Here is a 15,217-nt window from a genome sequence, read left to right on the forward strand (position 1 = left end):
GGGGGAGCCGCCCGGCGTCGGTCCGTCGCTCCGACGGGGGATGCGGAGCGCGTACGCAGTATGTCATGGGGAATGGCGCGCGGCGCAGCCGAACCGCATGATTGATCTGAGCTTTTCTTGAGCTTTGCTGTGCCCGCCGCGCCCGGCGGCACTCAGCCCCGTTCGTCCCGCGACTGCGAACGCCCCTCCGCGGGCCGTTCCGCAACGGATTCCGCGGGGCCCTCGGTCAGCGCCGGACGCGTGGGCGTGACCAGCGTCGACGGCAGCGAAGGGACGTTCTCCCGACCGGCGTTGGCGATCACCACCGCGATGTACGGGAGCCCCAGGCCGATCACGAGCGTTGCAATGGCAATCGGCCGCTCGACGTTCCAGAGCACGGCGGTGAGCACCACGGCCACGGTCCGCACCGCCATCGAGATCACATAGCGCCGCTGGCGACCCCGCACGTCCTCGGTCAGCCCCTGACGGGCCCCGGTGATCCGGAAGGTTTCGACGCCGCCGCTCTGCTTCCGCATCACGTTCCACCACCTGCTCGGTCCCGCCGGATTCTCCCCGCATTCCGGTCAGATCCCACGGTACGCCGCCCTTTTCCACGCGACGAGACCGGGTCGTGCCGTCGGCGTACGCGGCGGTACCCCGAACGACGTAGGCGCGCGTCGACCTCCCCGCCCCTGCGGAAAGGCCGACGCGCGCCCGTCTGCTCCCAGGCCCTAGCGGCCCTCGACCTGGGCGAGCTTGCGCCCGGCCTTCAGGTAGGCCACGCCCTCGGCGTCGGACAGCTTCTCCGCGAGGACCTCGGAGAGCGGCCGCACCGCGTCGGCCTCGGCCAGCACCACCGTCGACTGACCGGACCCGCCCTCGACCACCAGCCGCAGCGCGTTCTGCTTCGCCAACCGCCGCGCCGCCGAGGCGCTCGGGGTGAACTCCAGCACCGTCGTCAGCACCGCCGCGACCGTCAGGGCGCCGTGCTCGCCGGCGTCCACCACCGGCAGGGACTCCACGTCCCCGAACGACTTCTTGGAGAACTGCGCCACGAAACCGGCCCGGGCCGCCATCGCCGCGTCCAGCCCGTAGAGCGCCGCCACGACCTCGCCCGCGAGGACCTTCTTGAGGTCCATCGGGTGCAGCGAGCGGTCACCGACCCGACCCAGGGCCAGGGCGATCTCCTCGTCCGTCCACTCCGTCCATGCCTTGAGGTACGGCTCCATCAGCCGGTCCGGCACCGACATGATCTTGCCGAAGACATCGTCGGCGGGCGAGCTCAGCCCGACGTAATTGCCCTTGGACTTCGACATCTTGGCGCCGGTGCCGTCCGTGCCCTCGATCAGCGGCATGGTCACCACCAGCTGCGGCCGCTGCCCGCGCAGCTCCATCAGCTTGCGGCCCATCTGGAGGTTGAGCAGCTGGTCGGAGCCGCCCAGCTCCACGTCGCACTCCAGCGCCACCGAGTCCAGGCCCTGCGCGATCGGGTACAGCAGCTCGGTCATGGTCAGGCCCGAGCCGGCCGCCAGCCGGTTGCGGAAGTCCTCGCGCTGCAGCAGCTGCGAGGCCGGCACCTGGGCGAGCAGCCCCAGCAGCTCCGGGAAGGTGTACGGCGCCAGCCACTCGCTGTTCTGCCGGAAGCTGACCTTCTCGAAGTCGAAGAACGGGCGCACCTGCTCGCGGTAGGTGGCGAGGTTGTGCGCGATGTCGTCGTCGGTCAGCGGCGGGCGCTCGGCCGTACGGCCCGACGGGTCGCCGATCTTGGCGGTGAAGTCGCCGATGATGAGGGTGACGTCGTGGCCGAGGCGCTGGAACCGGCTCAGGATGATCAGCGGCACCGCGTGCCCCAGGTGCACATCGGTCGCCGTCGGGTCGATGCCCAGCTTGACGTGCAGACCCTTGCCGGCCGCCCGGCGCTCCTCGATCCGCTCGGCCAGCTTCTCCACGCCCGGCAGCACCTCGACCGTCCGGGACGCGATCAGTTCGGCCTGCTCCTTGGACGACAGGTCCGTCAGGTCGAGATAGCGCCGCTCACCGGTCTCCTGGAGCAGCTCCCGGACGGTGGCGTCCGAGGAGAGGTCGGCGGAGAGCAGCGTGCTGGCGCGGGCGACGGATTCGCCGAGGCGTGTCATGGCGTCCCTGATCGATCGTGGTTCCCCGAGGGGAGGACAGGGCGACAGTCTATTAGGCCGGGATGCGCCGCTCACCGCGATATCCGCCCGCCCGGACGCAGGTCGGGGCGGGCGGCGCCGCGCACCGCCCCGACCCCGGCCCGGCCGCGCCGCCGCCCGGGGGCCGGGCGGCGGCGGACCCTCACACGCCCCGGCTGACCGAACTCATGTTGAAGTCCGGCACCCGCAGCGGCGGCATCGCGGTCCGCGGGAAGTAGTCGCCCCACTCCCGCGACAGCGTCCGCTCGGTGCGGCCCGCCGCCACCGCCCGGCCCAGCAGGTCCACCGGCGACTCGTTGAACCGGAAGTTGTTGACCTCACCGACGACCTCGCCGTTCTCGACCAGGTAGACGCCGTCCCGGGTGAGCCCGGTCAGCAGCAGCGTCGCCGGATCGACCTCGCGGATGTACCACATGCACGTCAGCAGCAGCGTCGGGCCGTCGTGGCCCGCCGCGGCCACCATCTCGTCGAGGGTCCCCGAACCGCCGCCCTCCAACAGGAGGTTGTCGATGGCCGGGGCCACCGGCAGCCCCGTCAGCGCGGCACCGTGCCGGGTGGCCACCAGCCGGTCCAGGACCCCCTCGCGCACCCATTCGGTGGCGGTCAGCGGCAGCCCGTTGTCGAAGACCGAGGCGTCCGCGCCGGAGGAGTGCGCCAGGACGAACGGCGCGCACTCCAGGCCGGGGGCCGCCGGATCGCTGCGCAGCGTCAGCGGCAGCCCGGAGAGCCGATCGCCGATCCGGGTCCGGCCGGCGCCCTCCTCGCCACCGGCCTTGGAGAAGACCGTGCGGCCCTCGGCGGCGTCCCGGGCGGTGGCCGACCACTGCTGGTAGATCAGCAGGTCGGCGACGGTGCTGGGCGGCAGCAGCGTGTCGTAGCGGCCGGCGGGCAGCTCGATCCGACGTGCGGCCCAGCCCAGCCGCCGGGCCAGCTCGGCGTCCAGCTCCCGCGGGTCGGTGTCGGCGAAGTCCCGGGTGGCCCGGCCGGCCCAGGCCGACCGGGTGCGGTCCGGTGACTTGGCGTTCAGCTCCAACGTCCCGGACGGCTGGTCGTGCCGCAGCCGCAGCCCGGTGGAGGTGCCCAGGTACGACGAGACGACCGTGTGCTGGGCGAAGCCGTACAGCTCACGGCCGCCGCCGGCGGCCTGCCGGAAGGACTCCCCGAGGGCCGGGGCGAACGCGGCGAAGACCTCCGAGGAGGTCTCGGCCGGGGCGTCGGTGAAGTCGGCCGCCGGCCGGCCGCCGGTGACCAGCGGCCGGGCGTCCTCGGCCGGACCGGCGTCCCGGGCGGCCGCCTCCGCGGCCCGCACCAGCGGCTCCAGGTCCTGCGCGGTCACCGCCGACCGCGAGACCACCCCCGACGCGGTGCCCTGGGCGCCGTCCACGGTCGCCACCACCGTGACCGTCCGGCCGCGGGTGGTGCCGTTGGTGGTGAGGGCGTTGCCCGCCCAGCGCAGATTGGCGCTGGAGCGCTCCTCGGCGATGACCGCACAGCCGTCGGCGCGGGACAGCTCCAGCGCCCGCTCGACGATCTCGTACGGCCGGTTGCTGCGCGAACCGCGCGGACTCATCGTCCTGCCTCCTGTGTCGTGTTGAGCACGTTCACGCCCTCGAACACCGCCGAGGGACAGCCGTGGGAGACCGCCGCGATCTGGCCCGGCTGGGCCTTGCCGCAGTTGAAGGCGCCGCCCAGGACGTAGGTCTGCGGGCCGCCGAGCGCGACCATCGACCCCCAGAAGTCGGTGGTGGTGGCCTGGTAGGCGACGTCCCGCAGCTGCCCGGCCAGCCGCCCGTTCCGGACGAGGTACGCCCGCTGCTGGGTGAATTGAAAGTTGTAGCGCTGCATGTCGATGGACCAGGAGCGGTCGCCGACGAGGTAGATCCCGCGCTCCACCCCGGCGATCAGCTCCTCGGTGGACGGGCCGTCCGGCGCCGGACGGAGCGAGACGTTGGCCATCCGCTGGACCGGCACATGGCTGGGGGAGTCCGCGTACGCGCAGCCGTTGGAGCGCGGGAAGCCCGTCAACTTCGCCATTCTGCGGTCGAGTTGGTAGCCGGTGAGGATGCCGTCCTTGATCAGGTCCCAGGACTGGGCGGCCACGCCCTCGTCGTCGTAGCCGACCGTGGCGAGCCCGTGCTCGACGGTCCGGTCGCCGGTGACCTGCATGATCGGCGAACCGTAGACCAGCGAACCGAGCTGGTCGAAGGTGGCGAACGAGGTACCGGCGTACGCCGCCTCGTAGCCCAGCGCCCGATCCAGCTCGGTGGCGTGGCCGATCGACTCGTGGATCGTCAGCCAGAGGTTGGACGGGTCGATCACCAGGTCGTAGCTGCCGGGCTCGACGCTCGGCGCACGCAGCTTCTCGGCGAGGTGCTCGGGCATCCGGTCCAGCTCGCCCGCCCAGTCGTAGCCGCCGGTCAGGTACTCCCAGCCGCGGCCGACCGGCGGCGCGAGGGTCCGCATCGACTCGAAGTCGCCGGTGGCCGGGTCCACCGCGACCGCGGTCAACTCCGGGTGCAGCCGGATCCGCTGCTGGGTGGTGCTGGTGCCGGCGGTGTCCGCGTAGAACTTGTTCTCCTGCGCGGCCAGCAGCTGCGCGTCGACGTGCGCCACGCCCGGTGCCGCCAGCAGCCGGGCGCTCCACTCCGCCAACAGCCCGGTCTTCTCGGCATCCGGGACGCCGAAGGGGTCGATCTCGTACGAGGAGACCCAGGTGCGGTCCGGGTGGACGGGCTCGTCGGCCAGCTCCACCTTCCCGCCCGTCACCCACCGCCGCCCTTCGGCAGATGTGCTCGGCGCCGCCGTTCCGGTGCCCGCCGCCTCGGCCACCTTGGCGGACAGCTTCGCCATCGCCACCGCCTGGCCGGCCACCCGCGCGGCGGCGTCCATCGTCAGGTCGACGCCGGCGGCGAAGCCCCAGGCGCCGTTGTGCACCACGCGCACCGCGTAGCCCAGGTCGGTGGTGTCGGAGGTGGCCGACGTGCGGGCGTCCCGCAGGCGCCACATCGCGCTGCGCACCCGTTCCAGGCGGAAGTCGGCGTGTTCCGCGCCCAGTGCGCGGGCCCGCGCCAGTGCGGCGTCGGCCAGTGCGCGCAGCGGCAGCGCGAGGAAGGTCTGGTCAAGGTCATGGGGTGCGGCTGGCACGGCATCCTCCCGTAGTCGGCGGGTGCATCATGCCGTGCTTCTGTGGGGACCCGACAGTGAACCGGGGCGTGCCGCTGTGTGGCCTCGATTCCCCGGAAGGGCGCCCCGACCGATAGTTTCGTACCGAACGCAAGACGGACAGGACACGGAAAGGGTGATCTCTTGAGCCGCTCGGTTCTGGTCACCGGAGGCAACCGCGGCATTGGCCTCGCCATTGCCCGCGCCTTCGCCGAGGCAGGCGACAAGGTCGCCATCACCTACCGCTCGGGCGAGCCCCCGGCGGGATTTTTGGCCGTGAAGTGCGACATCACGGACACCGAGCAGGTCGAGCAGGCGTACAAGGAGATCGAGGAGAAGCACGGCCCGGTCGAGGTGCTGGTGGCCAACGCCGGCATCACCCGCGACCAGCTCCTGATGCGGATGTCCGAGGAGGACTTCAGCGCCGTCCTCGACACCAACCTGACCGGCACGTTCCGTGTGGTCAAGCGCGCCAACCGGGCGATGCTGCGCGCCCGTAAGGGCCGGATCGTCCTGATCTCGTCGGTGGTCGGCCTGATGGGCGCGGCGGGGCAGGCGAACTACGCCGCCTCCAAGGCCGCGCTGGTCGGCTTCTCCCGCTCGCTCGCCCGTGAGCTGGGCAGCCGCAACATCACCGTCAACGTCGTCGCCCCCGGCTTCGTCGACACCGACATGACCCGGGTGCTCAGCGACGAGCAGCGGGAGAGCATCGTGAAGCAGGTGCCGCTGGCGCGTTACGCCCAGCCCGAGGAGGTCGCCGCCTCGGTCCGCTTCCTGGCCTCCGAGGAGGCCGCGTACATCACCGGAGCCGTCATTCCTGTCGACGGCGGATTGGGCATGGGGCACTGATCAGCATGAGTGGAATCCTCGCAGGCAAGCGCATCCTGGTCACCGGTGTGCTGACCGAGTCGTCGATCGCGTTCCAGGCGGCCAAGGTCGCCCAGAACGAGGGCGCCGACGTCATCCTCACCGGCTTCGGCCGGCTCTCCCTGGTCGAGCGGATCGCCAAGCGGCTGCCCAAGCCCGCCCCGGTCATCGAGCTGGACGTGACCAACCAGGAGCACCTGGACGGGCTGGCCGGCAAGATCCGCGAGCACCTGGGCGAGGACGCCCGCCTCGACGGCATCGTGCACTCCATCGCCTTCGGCCCGCAGGGCGCCTTCAACTTCCTGGCGGCCGACTGGGACGACGTCTCGACGGCCGTGCAGGTTTCGGCGTACTCCTACAAGTCGCTGACGATGGCCTGCCTGCCGCTCATGAGCAACGGTGCCTCGATCGTCGGCCTGACCTTCGACGCGCAGATCGCCTGGCCCAAGTACGACTGGATGGGCGTGGCCAAGGCGGCGCTGGAGAGCACCAACCGCTACCTGGCGCGCGACCTGGGCCCGAAGGGCATCCGCTGCAACCTGGTCTCGGCCGGCCCGATCAAGTCGATGGCCGCCAAGTCCATCCCCGGCTTCGAGGAGCTGGCGGACGTGTGGAACCACCGCGCCCCGATCGGCTGGGACCTGGCCGACCCGGAGCCGGCCGGCCGCGGTGTCGTCGGCCTGCTGTCCGACTTCTTCCCCCGCACGACGGGCGAGATCGTGCACGTCGACGGCGGCGTGCACATGATGGGCGCCTGACGCCCACCACCCGCCGACACCGCCCGTCCCGGTCCACCGGGGCGGGCGGTGTCGCATTCCGGAGCGGAGACGACCGGGTGCCCGGCCGCCTCCGCTCCGCGTCGGCGCGTGGGGACCCCCACCGCGCGCGTGCGCCGGCGGGGCGTCCCCACCGTGCGCGTGTGCGCTGCCGCGTCGCCACCGCTGTGCGTGCGCCGGCGGGGCGCCTCCGCTGCGTGTGCGTGCGCTGCCTGGTCGCCTGCGCCGCGCGTGCGCCGGCGGTGCATCCGTTGCCCCGCTGGGAACCCCCGCCCGGGAATAGCCCCCGGCCCCCGCCCCGTTGTGGCCCCGAGGGGGCGCCGACGCCCCCTACGGAGTCTGTTCGACTCCCCCTAGGGCCCCCGGGCCCGGTCGGCAGCCGTAGGGGTGCGCGCTCGCCTCGGCGGCGGCCCGCTCCCCGTCCCCGGCGCGGATCGCCTCCACCAGACGGGAGTGGTCCATGTGCGCCTCGGGCCGCAGCACGGCGCCGACGTCGGCCCGCAGGAAGTCGCGCAGCACGCCGCCCAGATCGGCGTAGATCGCGGCCAGCACGTCGTTGTGGGAGGCCGCCACCACCGCCATGTGCAAGGTCGCGTCGGCCTCCACGAACGCCTCGGCGGCGCCCGACTCCCAGGCCCGCTCGCGCCGCTCCAGCAGGGCGTCGAGCTGGCGCAGATCCTGTTCCGTGCGGCGGTACGCGGCGAGCCGGGCGGCCTCGGCCTCCAGGGCGGAGCGCAGCTCGGCGACGTGCCCGGGGTCGGCGTCGGCGAACCGGCGGTTCATCACCCCGGCCAGCTCACTGGTGGCCACGACGTAGGTGCCCGAGCCCTGCCGGATGTCGAGCAGGCCGTTGTGGGCCAGCGCCCGGACGGCCTCGCGGACGGTGTTGCGGGCCACCCCGAGCTGCTCGACGAGCTCCGGCTCGGTCGGGATGCGGGACCCCACCGGCCACTCGCCGGACGTGATCTGGGCGCGCAGCTGCGCGATCACCTGGTCGGCCAGCGCGGACCGGCGGGGCGAGGTCAGGGGCATGGCAGGGCTCCGGGGTGCTGGGCCCGGGGGTCCGGGCGGACGGAGGCGGCGCGGACAGGGGAGGGGCGGCGGGGTCCGGGGCGCCGTGGAGGTGTGCAGAGGCTATCGATTTCCCCTGGACAACTATTCATCCCATGATTCTATGATGTCCCCTATGGCAGACGAAGACCTCGCGACCCTCGGCCCGGCCGCCGAGCCCCTGACCCCCGCCGCCCCGCCCGCCCGGGACACCGGTGCGGTGCACCCCAACGCCGTCCCCGAGCGCGTCCCGGAGTCCGGGCCCGCCGCCGGTTGGCTCACCGGGATCGTGATCGCGGGTCTCGTTCTCGCCGCGCTCAACCTCCGTCCGGCGATCACCAGCCTCGGCGCGCTGCTGAAGGAGGTCCGCGACGGGCTCGGCATGAGCGGCACCGTCGCCGGCCTGTTGACGTCCGTCCCGGCCCTGTGCTTCGCCGTCTTCGGCTTCGCCGCGCCCCGGCTGGCCCGGCGCTGGGGACCCGGCGCGGTCGTCTGCGCCGGCATGGCCGCGATCGCGGTGGGTGTCGTGGTGCGCCCGTTCGCCGGCGGTACGCCCGGCTTCCTGGCCGGCAGCGCGCTGGCGCTGGCCGGCATCGCGGTCAGCAACGTGCTGCTGCCGGTGGTCATCAAGACCTGGTTCCCCGACCGGGTCGGGCCGATGACCGGGCTCTACTCGATGGCGCTGGCCCTGGGGACCTCGCTCGCCGCGGCGCTCACCGTCCCCATGACGGCGGCGCTGGGCGGCAGTTGGCGCACCGGCCTGGCCGTGTGGGCGCTGCTCGCCGCGCTCGCGGTGCTGCCCTGGCTGGTGCTGCTGCTGCGGCGGCGGCCGGCAGGGATGGCGCCGGGGAGCGGCAGGCCGGGCACCGGGGAACCGCCCATCCGGATCACCTCGTCGCCGACCGCCTGGGCGCTCGCGGTCTTCTTCGGCCTCCAGGCGACCGCCGCCTACATCACCATGGGGTGGATGCCGCAGATCTTCCGCGACGCCGGGGTCTCGGCGGGCACCGCGGGGGTGCTGCTGGCCGTCACCATGGCGATGGGCGTGCCGCTCTCCTTCGTGCTGCCCCGGCTCGCGTCCCGGATGCGGCACCAGGGTCCCCTGGTGGTCGCGCTCGGCGTCTGCGGGCTGGCCGGCTACACCGGTCTGTGGCTGGCGCCGGCCGCCGGCGCCTGGGGCTGGGCGCTGTTGATGGGCATCTCCAACTGCGCCTTCCCGCTTGCCCTGACGATGATCGGGATGCGCTCCGCCACCCCGGCCGGGGTGGTCAAGCTCTCCGCCTTCGCGCAGAGCGTCGGCTATCTGATCTCCATCCCCGGTCCGCTGCTGGTCGGCACGCTCTACCAGCACAGCGGTGGCTGGGGGCTGCCGATCGCGCTGATGGTGGGGCTGATGGTGCCGCAGATCGCGGTCGGCGTACTGGCGGGGCGGAACCGCCGCATCGAGGACGAGCGGTGACGGCGCCGGCCGGCGGCTGAACCGCCCGGTCACGGGTCCCCTCCGGGCGGCTTCCGAGGTGCCGCACCGCGCCCCCCGCACCCGCTCGCGAGCCCTGGCCGGTGCGGTGCGGAGGGCGGGTGCGACACTGGGCGCATGCCAGTGCTCGAACCGAATCCGCAGGGCAGCCAGAAGAAGCTGCTGCTCGTCCTGGGTCTGATGCTCGGGGTCACCGTCATCGTGGCGATCGTCGCGAGCATCGCCGCGCCATGATCCGGCGGCCGGCTCCCCGGTGCGGTCGCCGGTCGGACGCCGCGGGGTGGGGGTGTCCCCCCGTCCCCTAGGGGGCGGGTATCAGGGACGAATGGGGGGCTTCCCGGATGGGAACGGCGGCCGGAGATCCGTAGCGTCGGAGTCACACCGCGGCACCGCGGTGGGCGCGCCGCCGCTCGTGGGGCGCGCCGTCCCCGCGACTTCCTCCTGGAGCCCGCCATGTCCGCCGCGTTCAGCCGTTCGTCCGCAGCGAAGGCACCGCGCCTGCGGAAGGCGCTGCCGTGGTGGGGGCTGGCGCTGCCGGTGGTCTCCTTCATAGCCCTGCTGGTGCTGGTGGCGAGTCCCGGCGAGGCCGGTGCGGCCGGCGCCGAGCGGGCCACGCAGAGCCTCGCGCCGCTGCTGGAATTCCTCGCCCGGATGCTCCGGCTCGGGGGGTGAGCGGGGCCCGCGCGGGGGCGCCTGCCGGCGCCGGCGGCGAGCATCACCCGGCCGAGCGCAGCGCTTCAACACCCCGCGCCGGTCGGCGGGTTTCATGCGAAGCTGGGACGCATGAGCGTCGATACACCCCGCCGGATTGTCCTGCTCCGACACGCCAAGGCCGAATGGTCCGACGAGAGCGATCATCAGCGTCCGCTCGCCGACCGCGGCCGCAAGGACGCCCCGGTCGCCGGCCGCTGGCTTGCCGGAGCCGGTGTCACCCCCGAACTGACCCTCTGCTCGACGGCCGCCCGCACCCGCGAGACCTGGAAGCTGGTCGTCTCCGAGCTGCCGCACCGCCCGAAGACCGTCTACGACGAGCGGCTCTACGAAGCCTCCCTCGGCGAGCTCATCGCGATCCTGAACGAGACCTCCGACGAAGTGAGCGACCTGCTGGTCGTCGGGCACAACCCCGGCGTGCACGCCCTCGCCGACGCCCTGGCGGGGGAGGCCGAGGGGGATCTGCTGGCGCGGATGAACCGCAGCGGCTTCCCGACGGCGTCGATGGCCGTGCTGACCTTCAACGGCACCTGGAAGGCGGTCGAGCACGGCATCGGCCGGCTCGTCGCGTTCTGGTCGCCGCACGCCTGAGGCCACCCCCGGCGCCTTCCCGGACGCCGGGCGAGCCGACGGTGCCCGACCCGCGGCGGGCGGGTGACATGCGACGGGGCCCCGGCGCGCATCGTGCGCACCGGGGCCCCGTCGCTCGTCCGGTAGCCGGCGGTGGGCCGGGAGGGGCGGCGGGCCGGGCCCGGCCGCTCACTCCGCGTGGGTGTCCGCCGCCTCCACCTCTTCGCGGGTGATCCCCAGCAGATAGAGCACGGTGTCCAGGAACGGCACGTTGACCGCGGTGTGCGCGGCCTCGCGGACCACCGGCTTGGCGTTGAAGGCGACCCCCAGCCCGGCGGCGTTGAGCATGTCCAGGTCATTGGCGCCGTCGCCGATCGCGACGGTCTGCGCCAGCGGCACCCCGGCCTCGTGGGCGAACCGCCGCAGCAGCCGGGCCTTGCCGGCCCGGTCCACGATGTCGCCGGTGACCCGCCCGGTGAGCTTGCCGTCGACGATCTCCAGGGTGTTGGCGGAGGCGAAGTCCAGCCCCAGTTCCTCCTGGAGCGCGTCGGTGACCTGGGTGAAGCCGCCGGAGACCACGCCCACTTGGTAGCCGAGCCGCTTGAGCGTGCGGACGAGGGTGCGGGCCCCCGGCGTGAGCCGCACCTCCTTGCGGACCAGGTCCACCACGGACGCGTCCAGCCCGCGGAGCAGCTCGACCCGGGCGTGCAGCGACTGCTCGAAGTCCAACTCGCCGCGCATCGCGGCGGTGGTCACCTCGGCGACCTCGGCCTCGCAGCCGGCGTGCGCCGCGAACAGCTCGATGACCTCGTCCTGGATGAGCGTGGAGTCCACGTCCATCACCACCAGCCGCTGCGCCCGGCGCTGCAGTCCGGCCGCGACCACCGCGACGTCCACCCCGAGCTGGGCCGCCTCCGGGGCCAGCACCGTGCGCAGCGCCTCGGTCTCCGCGCCGGAGACGGCGAACTCGACCGCCGTCACCGGATACTTGGCGAGCCGGAAAATACGGTCGATATTGCCCCCGGTGGCCGTTATGGCCGAGGCGATGGCGGCGGTGGACTCCGCGGTGAGCGGGTGGCCCAGCACGGTGACGTGGGAGCGGCCGACGCCGCGCGGACGGTTGTCGCCACGACCGGAGATGATCTCGGCCTGGAGGTTCAGCGACTCGGCCCAGCTGTGCACGGTGGCCCGGAGGTCGCCCTCGGAGGACCCGGTGGTGCCCTGGTCGGGGGAGGGGGCGGTGACCAGCACGCACAGGGTGATGCGGCCCCGGGTCACCACCTGCTCGATGTCCACGACATCGACGGAGTAGGCGGCGAGGGTGTCGAAGAGGCCCGCGGTGATGCCGGGCCGGTCCTTCCCGAAGATCTTGACGAGGAGTGTCGGTACGTCTTCGCCTGGTGCGGCGGCGGCAGGCGGGGTCTGCGATGCGCTCATGGTGCCCCCACGGTATCCGGCGGGCGGTCGCGGCCGTACGGGTGTCCGGGGTTCGGACCCCGCGTCTCCGGGGCGCCGGGCCGGTGCCCGGCCTGCCGTGCGCCGGGTCCCGGGGGCGCGGCGCGATCGTTATGCACTCGTGTCGCGTCCGCCCGGTTGCACCGGTGCGAGGGACCGGGCTGGCACTCCAACTCCCCTTTTGGTATGGCGCCTTCGGGGCCCGGAGGGCGTCCGACGCCACCCGCGGTGCGCCAAATGCCCAGAATTCCGGCTATCGCAGACACCACGGGCCCTTCCGGCTCTCCGGGAGGGTTCGCCGGATGCCGGCGGGTGCACCCCGTGCGCCGGCGCCGTCCCGGTTTCCGGTCCGCGGGCCGAGCCTGAAATAGTTCCTCACGATGTTTCGCCATCCCTAGACTTCCCGCACAGGGCGTCACTCGGGGGACTATGTAATGGGGCTGGAGTGCCTGAACTCGTACTGGAATTGAACGGAAGGACCTGGCCGCTCGACCCGTCCAGGACCTACAGCGTGGGCCGGGATCCGCAGGGCGACATGGTGCTCGACGACGCCAGGGTCTCCTGGCGGCACGCCACCATCCGGTGGTCCGGTCGCAGCTGGCTCATCGAAGACCACGGCAGCACCAACGGCACCTACGTCCAGGGCCAGCGCATCCAGCAGCTGGAGATCGGCCCTGGCTCCGCCGTCCACCTGGGCAACGCCACCGACGGCCCGCGGCTGAGCCTGTCCGGCGCCGCGGCGCCCGCCGACGCCTTCAGCGCGCAGCCCGCCGCGACCGCACCGCAGCAGGGCTGGCAGCCGCCGCCCGCGCAGCAGCCGCCGGCCCAGCAGAACTGGCAGGCCCCGGCCCCGGCCCAGCAGCCGCCGTACGTCCCGCCCCAGCAGGCCCAACAGGCCCGCCAGCCGCAGCAGGGCGTGCCCCAGCAGGCCGCCCCCGCCCAGCAGTCGGGGCAGCCGCAGCAGCGCCCGGCCCCGCAGGCCCAGGGCGGCGACCGCAGCCCGACCACCTTCCACCGCCTGGACTCGGGCCGGGTGATGCGGATCGGTCGTGCGCTCGACAACGAGCTGGTCGTCTCCGACCTCCAGGTCTCCCGGCACCACGCGGAGTTCCGCGCCACCCCCGACGGCCGGTTCGAGATCCGCGACCTGGGCAGCCACAACGGCACCTACGTCAACGGCCAGCCGGTCCCCAAGTCCGGCACCGCGCCGGTCGGTCCGAACGACACCGTCGGCGTCGGCCACTCCACCTTCCGGCTGGTCGGCGACCGCCTGGAGGAGTTCGTCGACACCGGCGAGGTCTCCTTCTCGGCCCGCCACCTCACCGTCACCGTCGACGGCGGCAAGAAGATCCTCAAGGACGTCTCCTTCGGCGTCCCCGAGAAGTCGCTGGTCGCCGTCATCGGCCCCTCCGGTTCCGGCAAGTCCACGCTGCTCAAGGCGCTGACCGGCTACCGCCCGGCCAACGAGGGCGAGGTCCTCTACGACAACCGGAACCTCTACAAGCACTTCGCCGAGCTGCGCCAGCGCGTCGGCCTGGTCCCGCAGGACGACATCCTCCACAAGGAGTTGACCGTCCAGAAGGCGCTCCGCTACGCCGCCAAGCTCCGCTTCCCCGGCGACACCGCGGAGTCCGAGCGCGAGGCACGGATCGGCGAGGTGCTGCGCGAGCTCAAGCTCGACGTCCACAAGGACAAGAAGGTCACCTCGCTCTCCGGCGGCCAGCGCAAGCGCGTCTCGGTCGCCCTGGAGCTGCTGACCAAGCCGTCGCTGATCTTCCTGGACGAGCCCACCTCGGGCCTCGACCCGGGCATGGACCGCGACGTCATGCAGCTGCTGCGCGGCCTCGCCGACGACGGCCGCACGGTCCTGGTCGTCACCCACTCGGTGGCCGAACTCGCCCTGTGCGACCGGCTGTTGGTGATGGCGCCGGGCGGCTCGGTGGCCTACTTCGGCCCGCCCGAGGAGGCGCTGAACTTCTTCCAGTACGAGACCTGGGCCGACGTCTTCTCGGCGTTCGAGAACTACCGCGACTACGACTGGGCGGGCCGCTGGCGCGGCTCCCCGCACTACCAGATGTACGCCGCGGACCTCGACGCCGCCCCGCCGCAGTCGGTCAGCGTCCAGGCCCCGCCGGCCCGCATACAGAAGTCGCAGAGCTGGGGTTCCCAGCTGTGGACCCTGATGCGGCGCTATGTCTCGGTGCTCGCCTCCGACCGGGGCTTCCTCGCCCTGATGGTGATCCTGCCGGCGGTGCTCGGCGTGGTCTCCCTGCTGATCCCCAGCGACTACGGCCTCGGGTACGGCCCGGTCTCCAAGCACCAGACCAACCGCGACGCGAGCACCATCTCGCTGATCCTCGCGGTCGGCATGTGCTTCTCCGGCGCGGCCAACTCGGTCCGTGAGCTGATCAAGGAGCGGGTCATCTACGAGCGCGAACGGGCCACCGGCCTGTCGCGGTCGGCGTACCTGATGTCCAAGATCATCGTGTTGGGCGTGGCCACCGCCCTCCAGGGCGTGATCATCGCGGCCATCGGCTTCTCCACCCGGAAGATGCCGACCCAGGGCCTGATCGTGGCCAAGGTCCCGGCCGTCGAGATGACGATCGCGATCATCGCCCTCGGCTTCACCTCGATGATGGTCGGCCTGATCATCTCGTCGCTGGTCAAGACGGCCGAGAAGACCATGCCGCTGCTGGTCATGTTCGCCATCGTCCAGGTCGTCTTCACCGGTGTCCTCTTCCAGCTCTTCGACACCGTCGGCGTCTCCCAGGTCTCCTGGCTGATGCCGTCCCGTTGGGCGGTCGCCGCGCTCGGCGCCACCGAGGACATGAACACCCTGCTGCCGTGGGAGCCGGGCACCCCCGACCCGCTGTGGAAGCACCAGACCGGCGTCTACGTGATGGACGTGATCATCCTGGTCGCCCTGGGCGTGACACTCGCCCTCGTCGTCTCGCGGCTGCTGCGCCGCCACGAGCCGGAGGTCATGCGCAAGTAGC

Annotated in this window: 13 protein-coding genes; 7 read left to right on the forward strand and 6 right to left on the reverse strand. The window is 72.7% G+C overall.

From position 1 onward, the window contains the following. Positions 1-152: 152 nt before the first annotated feature. The 4 genes from MOV08_RS31130 to MOV08_RS31145 all read right to left on the reverse strand — a co-directional run bounded on the left by MOV08_RS31130 (position 153) and on the right by MOV08_RS31145 (position 5,297). Positions 153-515 (reverse strand): DUF3099 domain-containing protein, encoded by a 363-nt coding sequence (locus tag MOV08_RS31130; RefSeq protein ID WP_039637624.1) that lies wholly within the window; start codon positions 513-515, stop codon positions 153-155. 195 nt (positions 516-710) lie between these two features. After that, positions 711-2,114, reverse strand: coding sequence for a tyrosine--tRNA ligase (gene tyrS, locus MOV08_RS31135; protein WP_275309699.1), 1,404 nt, complete (start codon positions 2,112-2,114; stop codon positions 711-713). Between the two features lie 181 nt (positions 2,115-2,295). Further along, positions 2,296-3,723, reverse strand: coding sequence for a metallopeptidase TldD-related protein (locus tag MOV08_RS31140; protein WP_275309700.1), 1,428 nt, complete (start codon positions 3,721-3,723; stop codon positions 2,296-2,298). Beyond that, entirely contained in the window at positions 3,720-5,297 is a 1,578-nt protein-coding gene (locus MOV08_RS31145) for a TldD/PmbA family protein (protein ID WP_275309701.1), read from the reverse strand. The genes MOV08_RS31140 and MOV08_RS31145 overlap by 4 nt, the downstream gene beginning before the upstream one ends. A 162-nt stretch (positions 5,298-5,459) precedes the next feature. On the opposite strand from MOV08_RS31145, the gene fabG reads away from it, so the two are divergent. Further along, positions 5,460-6,164, forward strand: a complete 705-nt coding sequence (gene fabG / locus MOV08_RS31150; RefSeq protein WP_039637628.1) for a 3-oxoacyl-[acyl-carrier-protein] reductase — start codon at positions 5,460-5,462, stop codon at positions 6,162-6,164. A 5-nt stretch (positions 6,165-6,169) separates the two neighbouring features. Further along, positions 6,170-6,940, forward strand: a complete 771-nt coding sequence (fabI, locus tag MOV08_RS31155; protein ID WP_039637629.1) for an enoyl-ACP reductase FabI — start codon at positions 6,170-6,172, stop codon at positions 6,938-6,940. A gap of 348 nt (positions 6,941-7,288) precedes the next feature. Here the strand turns inward: fabI and MOV08_RS31160 are convergent, their stop codons facing one another. Further along, a complete protein-coding gene (locus MOV08_RS31160; protein WP_039637630.1) occupies positions 7,289-7,990 on the reverse strand; it encodes a FadR/GntR family transcriptional regulator in 702 nt (233 codons plus the stop codon). Positions 7,991-8,144: 154 nt separating this feature from the next. Between MOV08_RS31160 and MOV08_RS31165 the strand changes: the two genes are divergently transcribed. From MOV08_RS31165 to MOV08_RS31180, 4 genes are all read left to right on the forward strand, one after another. After that, complete coding sequence (locus MOV08_RS31165) at positions 8,145-9,467, forward strand: CynX/NimT family MFS transporter (protein ID WP_275309702.1); 1,323 nt, start codon at positions 8,145-8,147, stop codon at positions 9,465-9,467. Positions 9,468-9,602: 135 nt separating this feature from the next. Then, positions 9,603-9,719, forward strand: coding sequence for an SGM_5486 family transporter-associated protein (locus MOV08_RS31170; protein ID WP_268825885.1), 117 nt, complete (start codon positions 9,603-9,605; stop codon positions 9,717-9,719). 219 nt (positions 9,720-9,938) lie between these two features. Next, positions 9,939-10,157 (forward strand): hypothetical protein, encoded by a 219-nt coding sequence (locus MOV08_RS31175; RefSeq protein ID WP_039637632.1) that lies wholly within the window; start codon positions 9,939-9,941, stop codon positions 10,155-10,157. Positions 10,158-10,268: 111 nt separating this feature from the next. Beyond that, complete coding sequence (locus tag MOV08_RS31180) at positions 10,269-10,787, forward strand: SixA phosphatase family protein (RefSeq protein ID WP_275309703.1); 519 nt, start codon at positions 10,269-10,271, stop codon at positions 10,785-10,787. Positions 10,788-10,955: 168 nt separating this feature from the next. Here the strand turns inward: MOV08_RS31180 and serB are convergent, their stop codons facing one another. Beyond that, complete coding sequence (gene serB / locus MOV08_RS31185; RefSeq protein ID WP_039637634.1) at positions 10,956-12,203, reverse strand: phosphoserine phosphatase SerB; 1,248 nt, start codon at positions 12,201-12,203, stop codon at positions 10,956-10,958. Between the two features lie 463 nt (positions 12,204-12,666). Between serB and MOV08_RS31190 the strand changes: the two genes are divergently transcribed. Next, entirely contained in the window at positions 12,667-15,216 is a 2,550-nt protein-coding gene (locus MOV08_RS31190) for an ABC transporter ATP-binding protein/permease (protein WP_275309704.1), read from the forward strand. Position 15,217 lies beyond the last annotated feature (1 nt).

This window comes from Streptomyces yunnanensis (assembly GCF_029011865.1).
Classification (GTDB): domain Bacteria; phylum Actinomycetota; class Actinomycetes; order Streptomycetales; family Streptomycetaceae; genus Streptomyces; species Streptomyces yunnanensis.

Coding starts and splice junctions, on each gene's coding strand:
- MOV08_RS31180 (WP_275309703.1), top strand. CDS start 10,269: ATGAGCGTCGATACACCCCGCCGGATTGTCCTGCTCCGACACGCCAAG.
- MOV08_RS31160 (WP_039637630.1), bottom strand. CDS start 7,990: ATGCCCCTGACCTCGCCCCGCCGGTCCGCGCTGGCCGACCAGGTGATC.
- MOV08_RS31165 (WP_275309702.1), top strand. CDS start 8,145: ATGGCAGACGAAGACCTCGCGACCCTCGGCCCGGCCGCCGAGCCCCTG.
- MOV08_RS31140 (WP_275309700.1), bottom strand. CDS start 3,723: ATGAGTCCGCGCGGTTCGCGCAGCAACCGGCCGTACGAGATCGTCGAG.
- MOV08_RS31175 (WP_039637632.1), top strand. CDS start 9,939: ATGTCCGCCGCGTTCAGCCGTTCGTCCGCAGCGAAGGCACCGCGCCTG.
- tyrS (WP_275309699.1), bottom strand. CDS start 2,114: ATGACACGCCTCGGCGAATCCGTCGCCCGCGCCAGCACGCTGCTCTCC.
- MOV08_RS31130 (WP_039637624.1), bottom strand. CDS start 515: ATGCGGAAGCAGAGCGGCGGCGTCGAAACCTTCCGGATCACCGGGGCC.
- fabI (WP_039637629.1), top strand. CDS start 6,170: ATGAGTGGAATCCTCGCAGGCAAGCGCATCCTGGTCACCGGTGTGCTG.
- serB (WP_039637634.1), bottom strand. CDS start 12,203: ATGAGCGCATCGCAGACCCCGCCTGCCGCCGCCGCACCAGGCGAAGAC.
- MOV08_RS31170 (WP_268825885.1), top strand. CDS start 9,603: ATGCCAGTGCTCGAACCGAATCCGCAGGGCAGCCAGAAGAAGCTGCTG.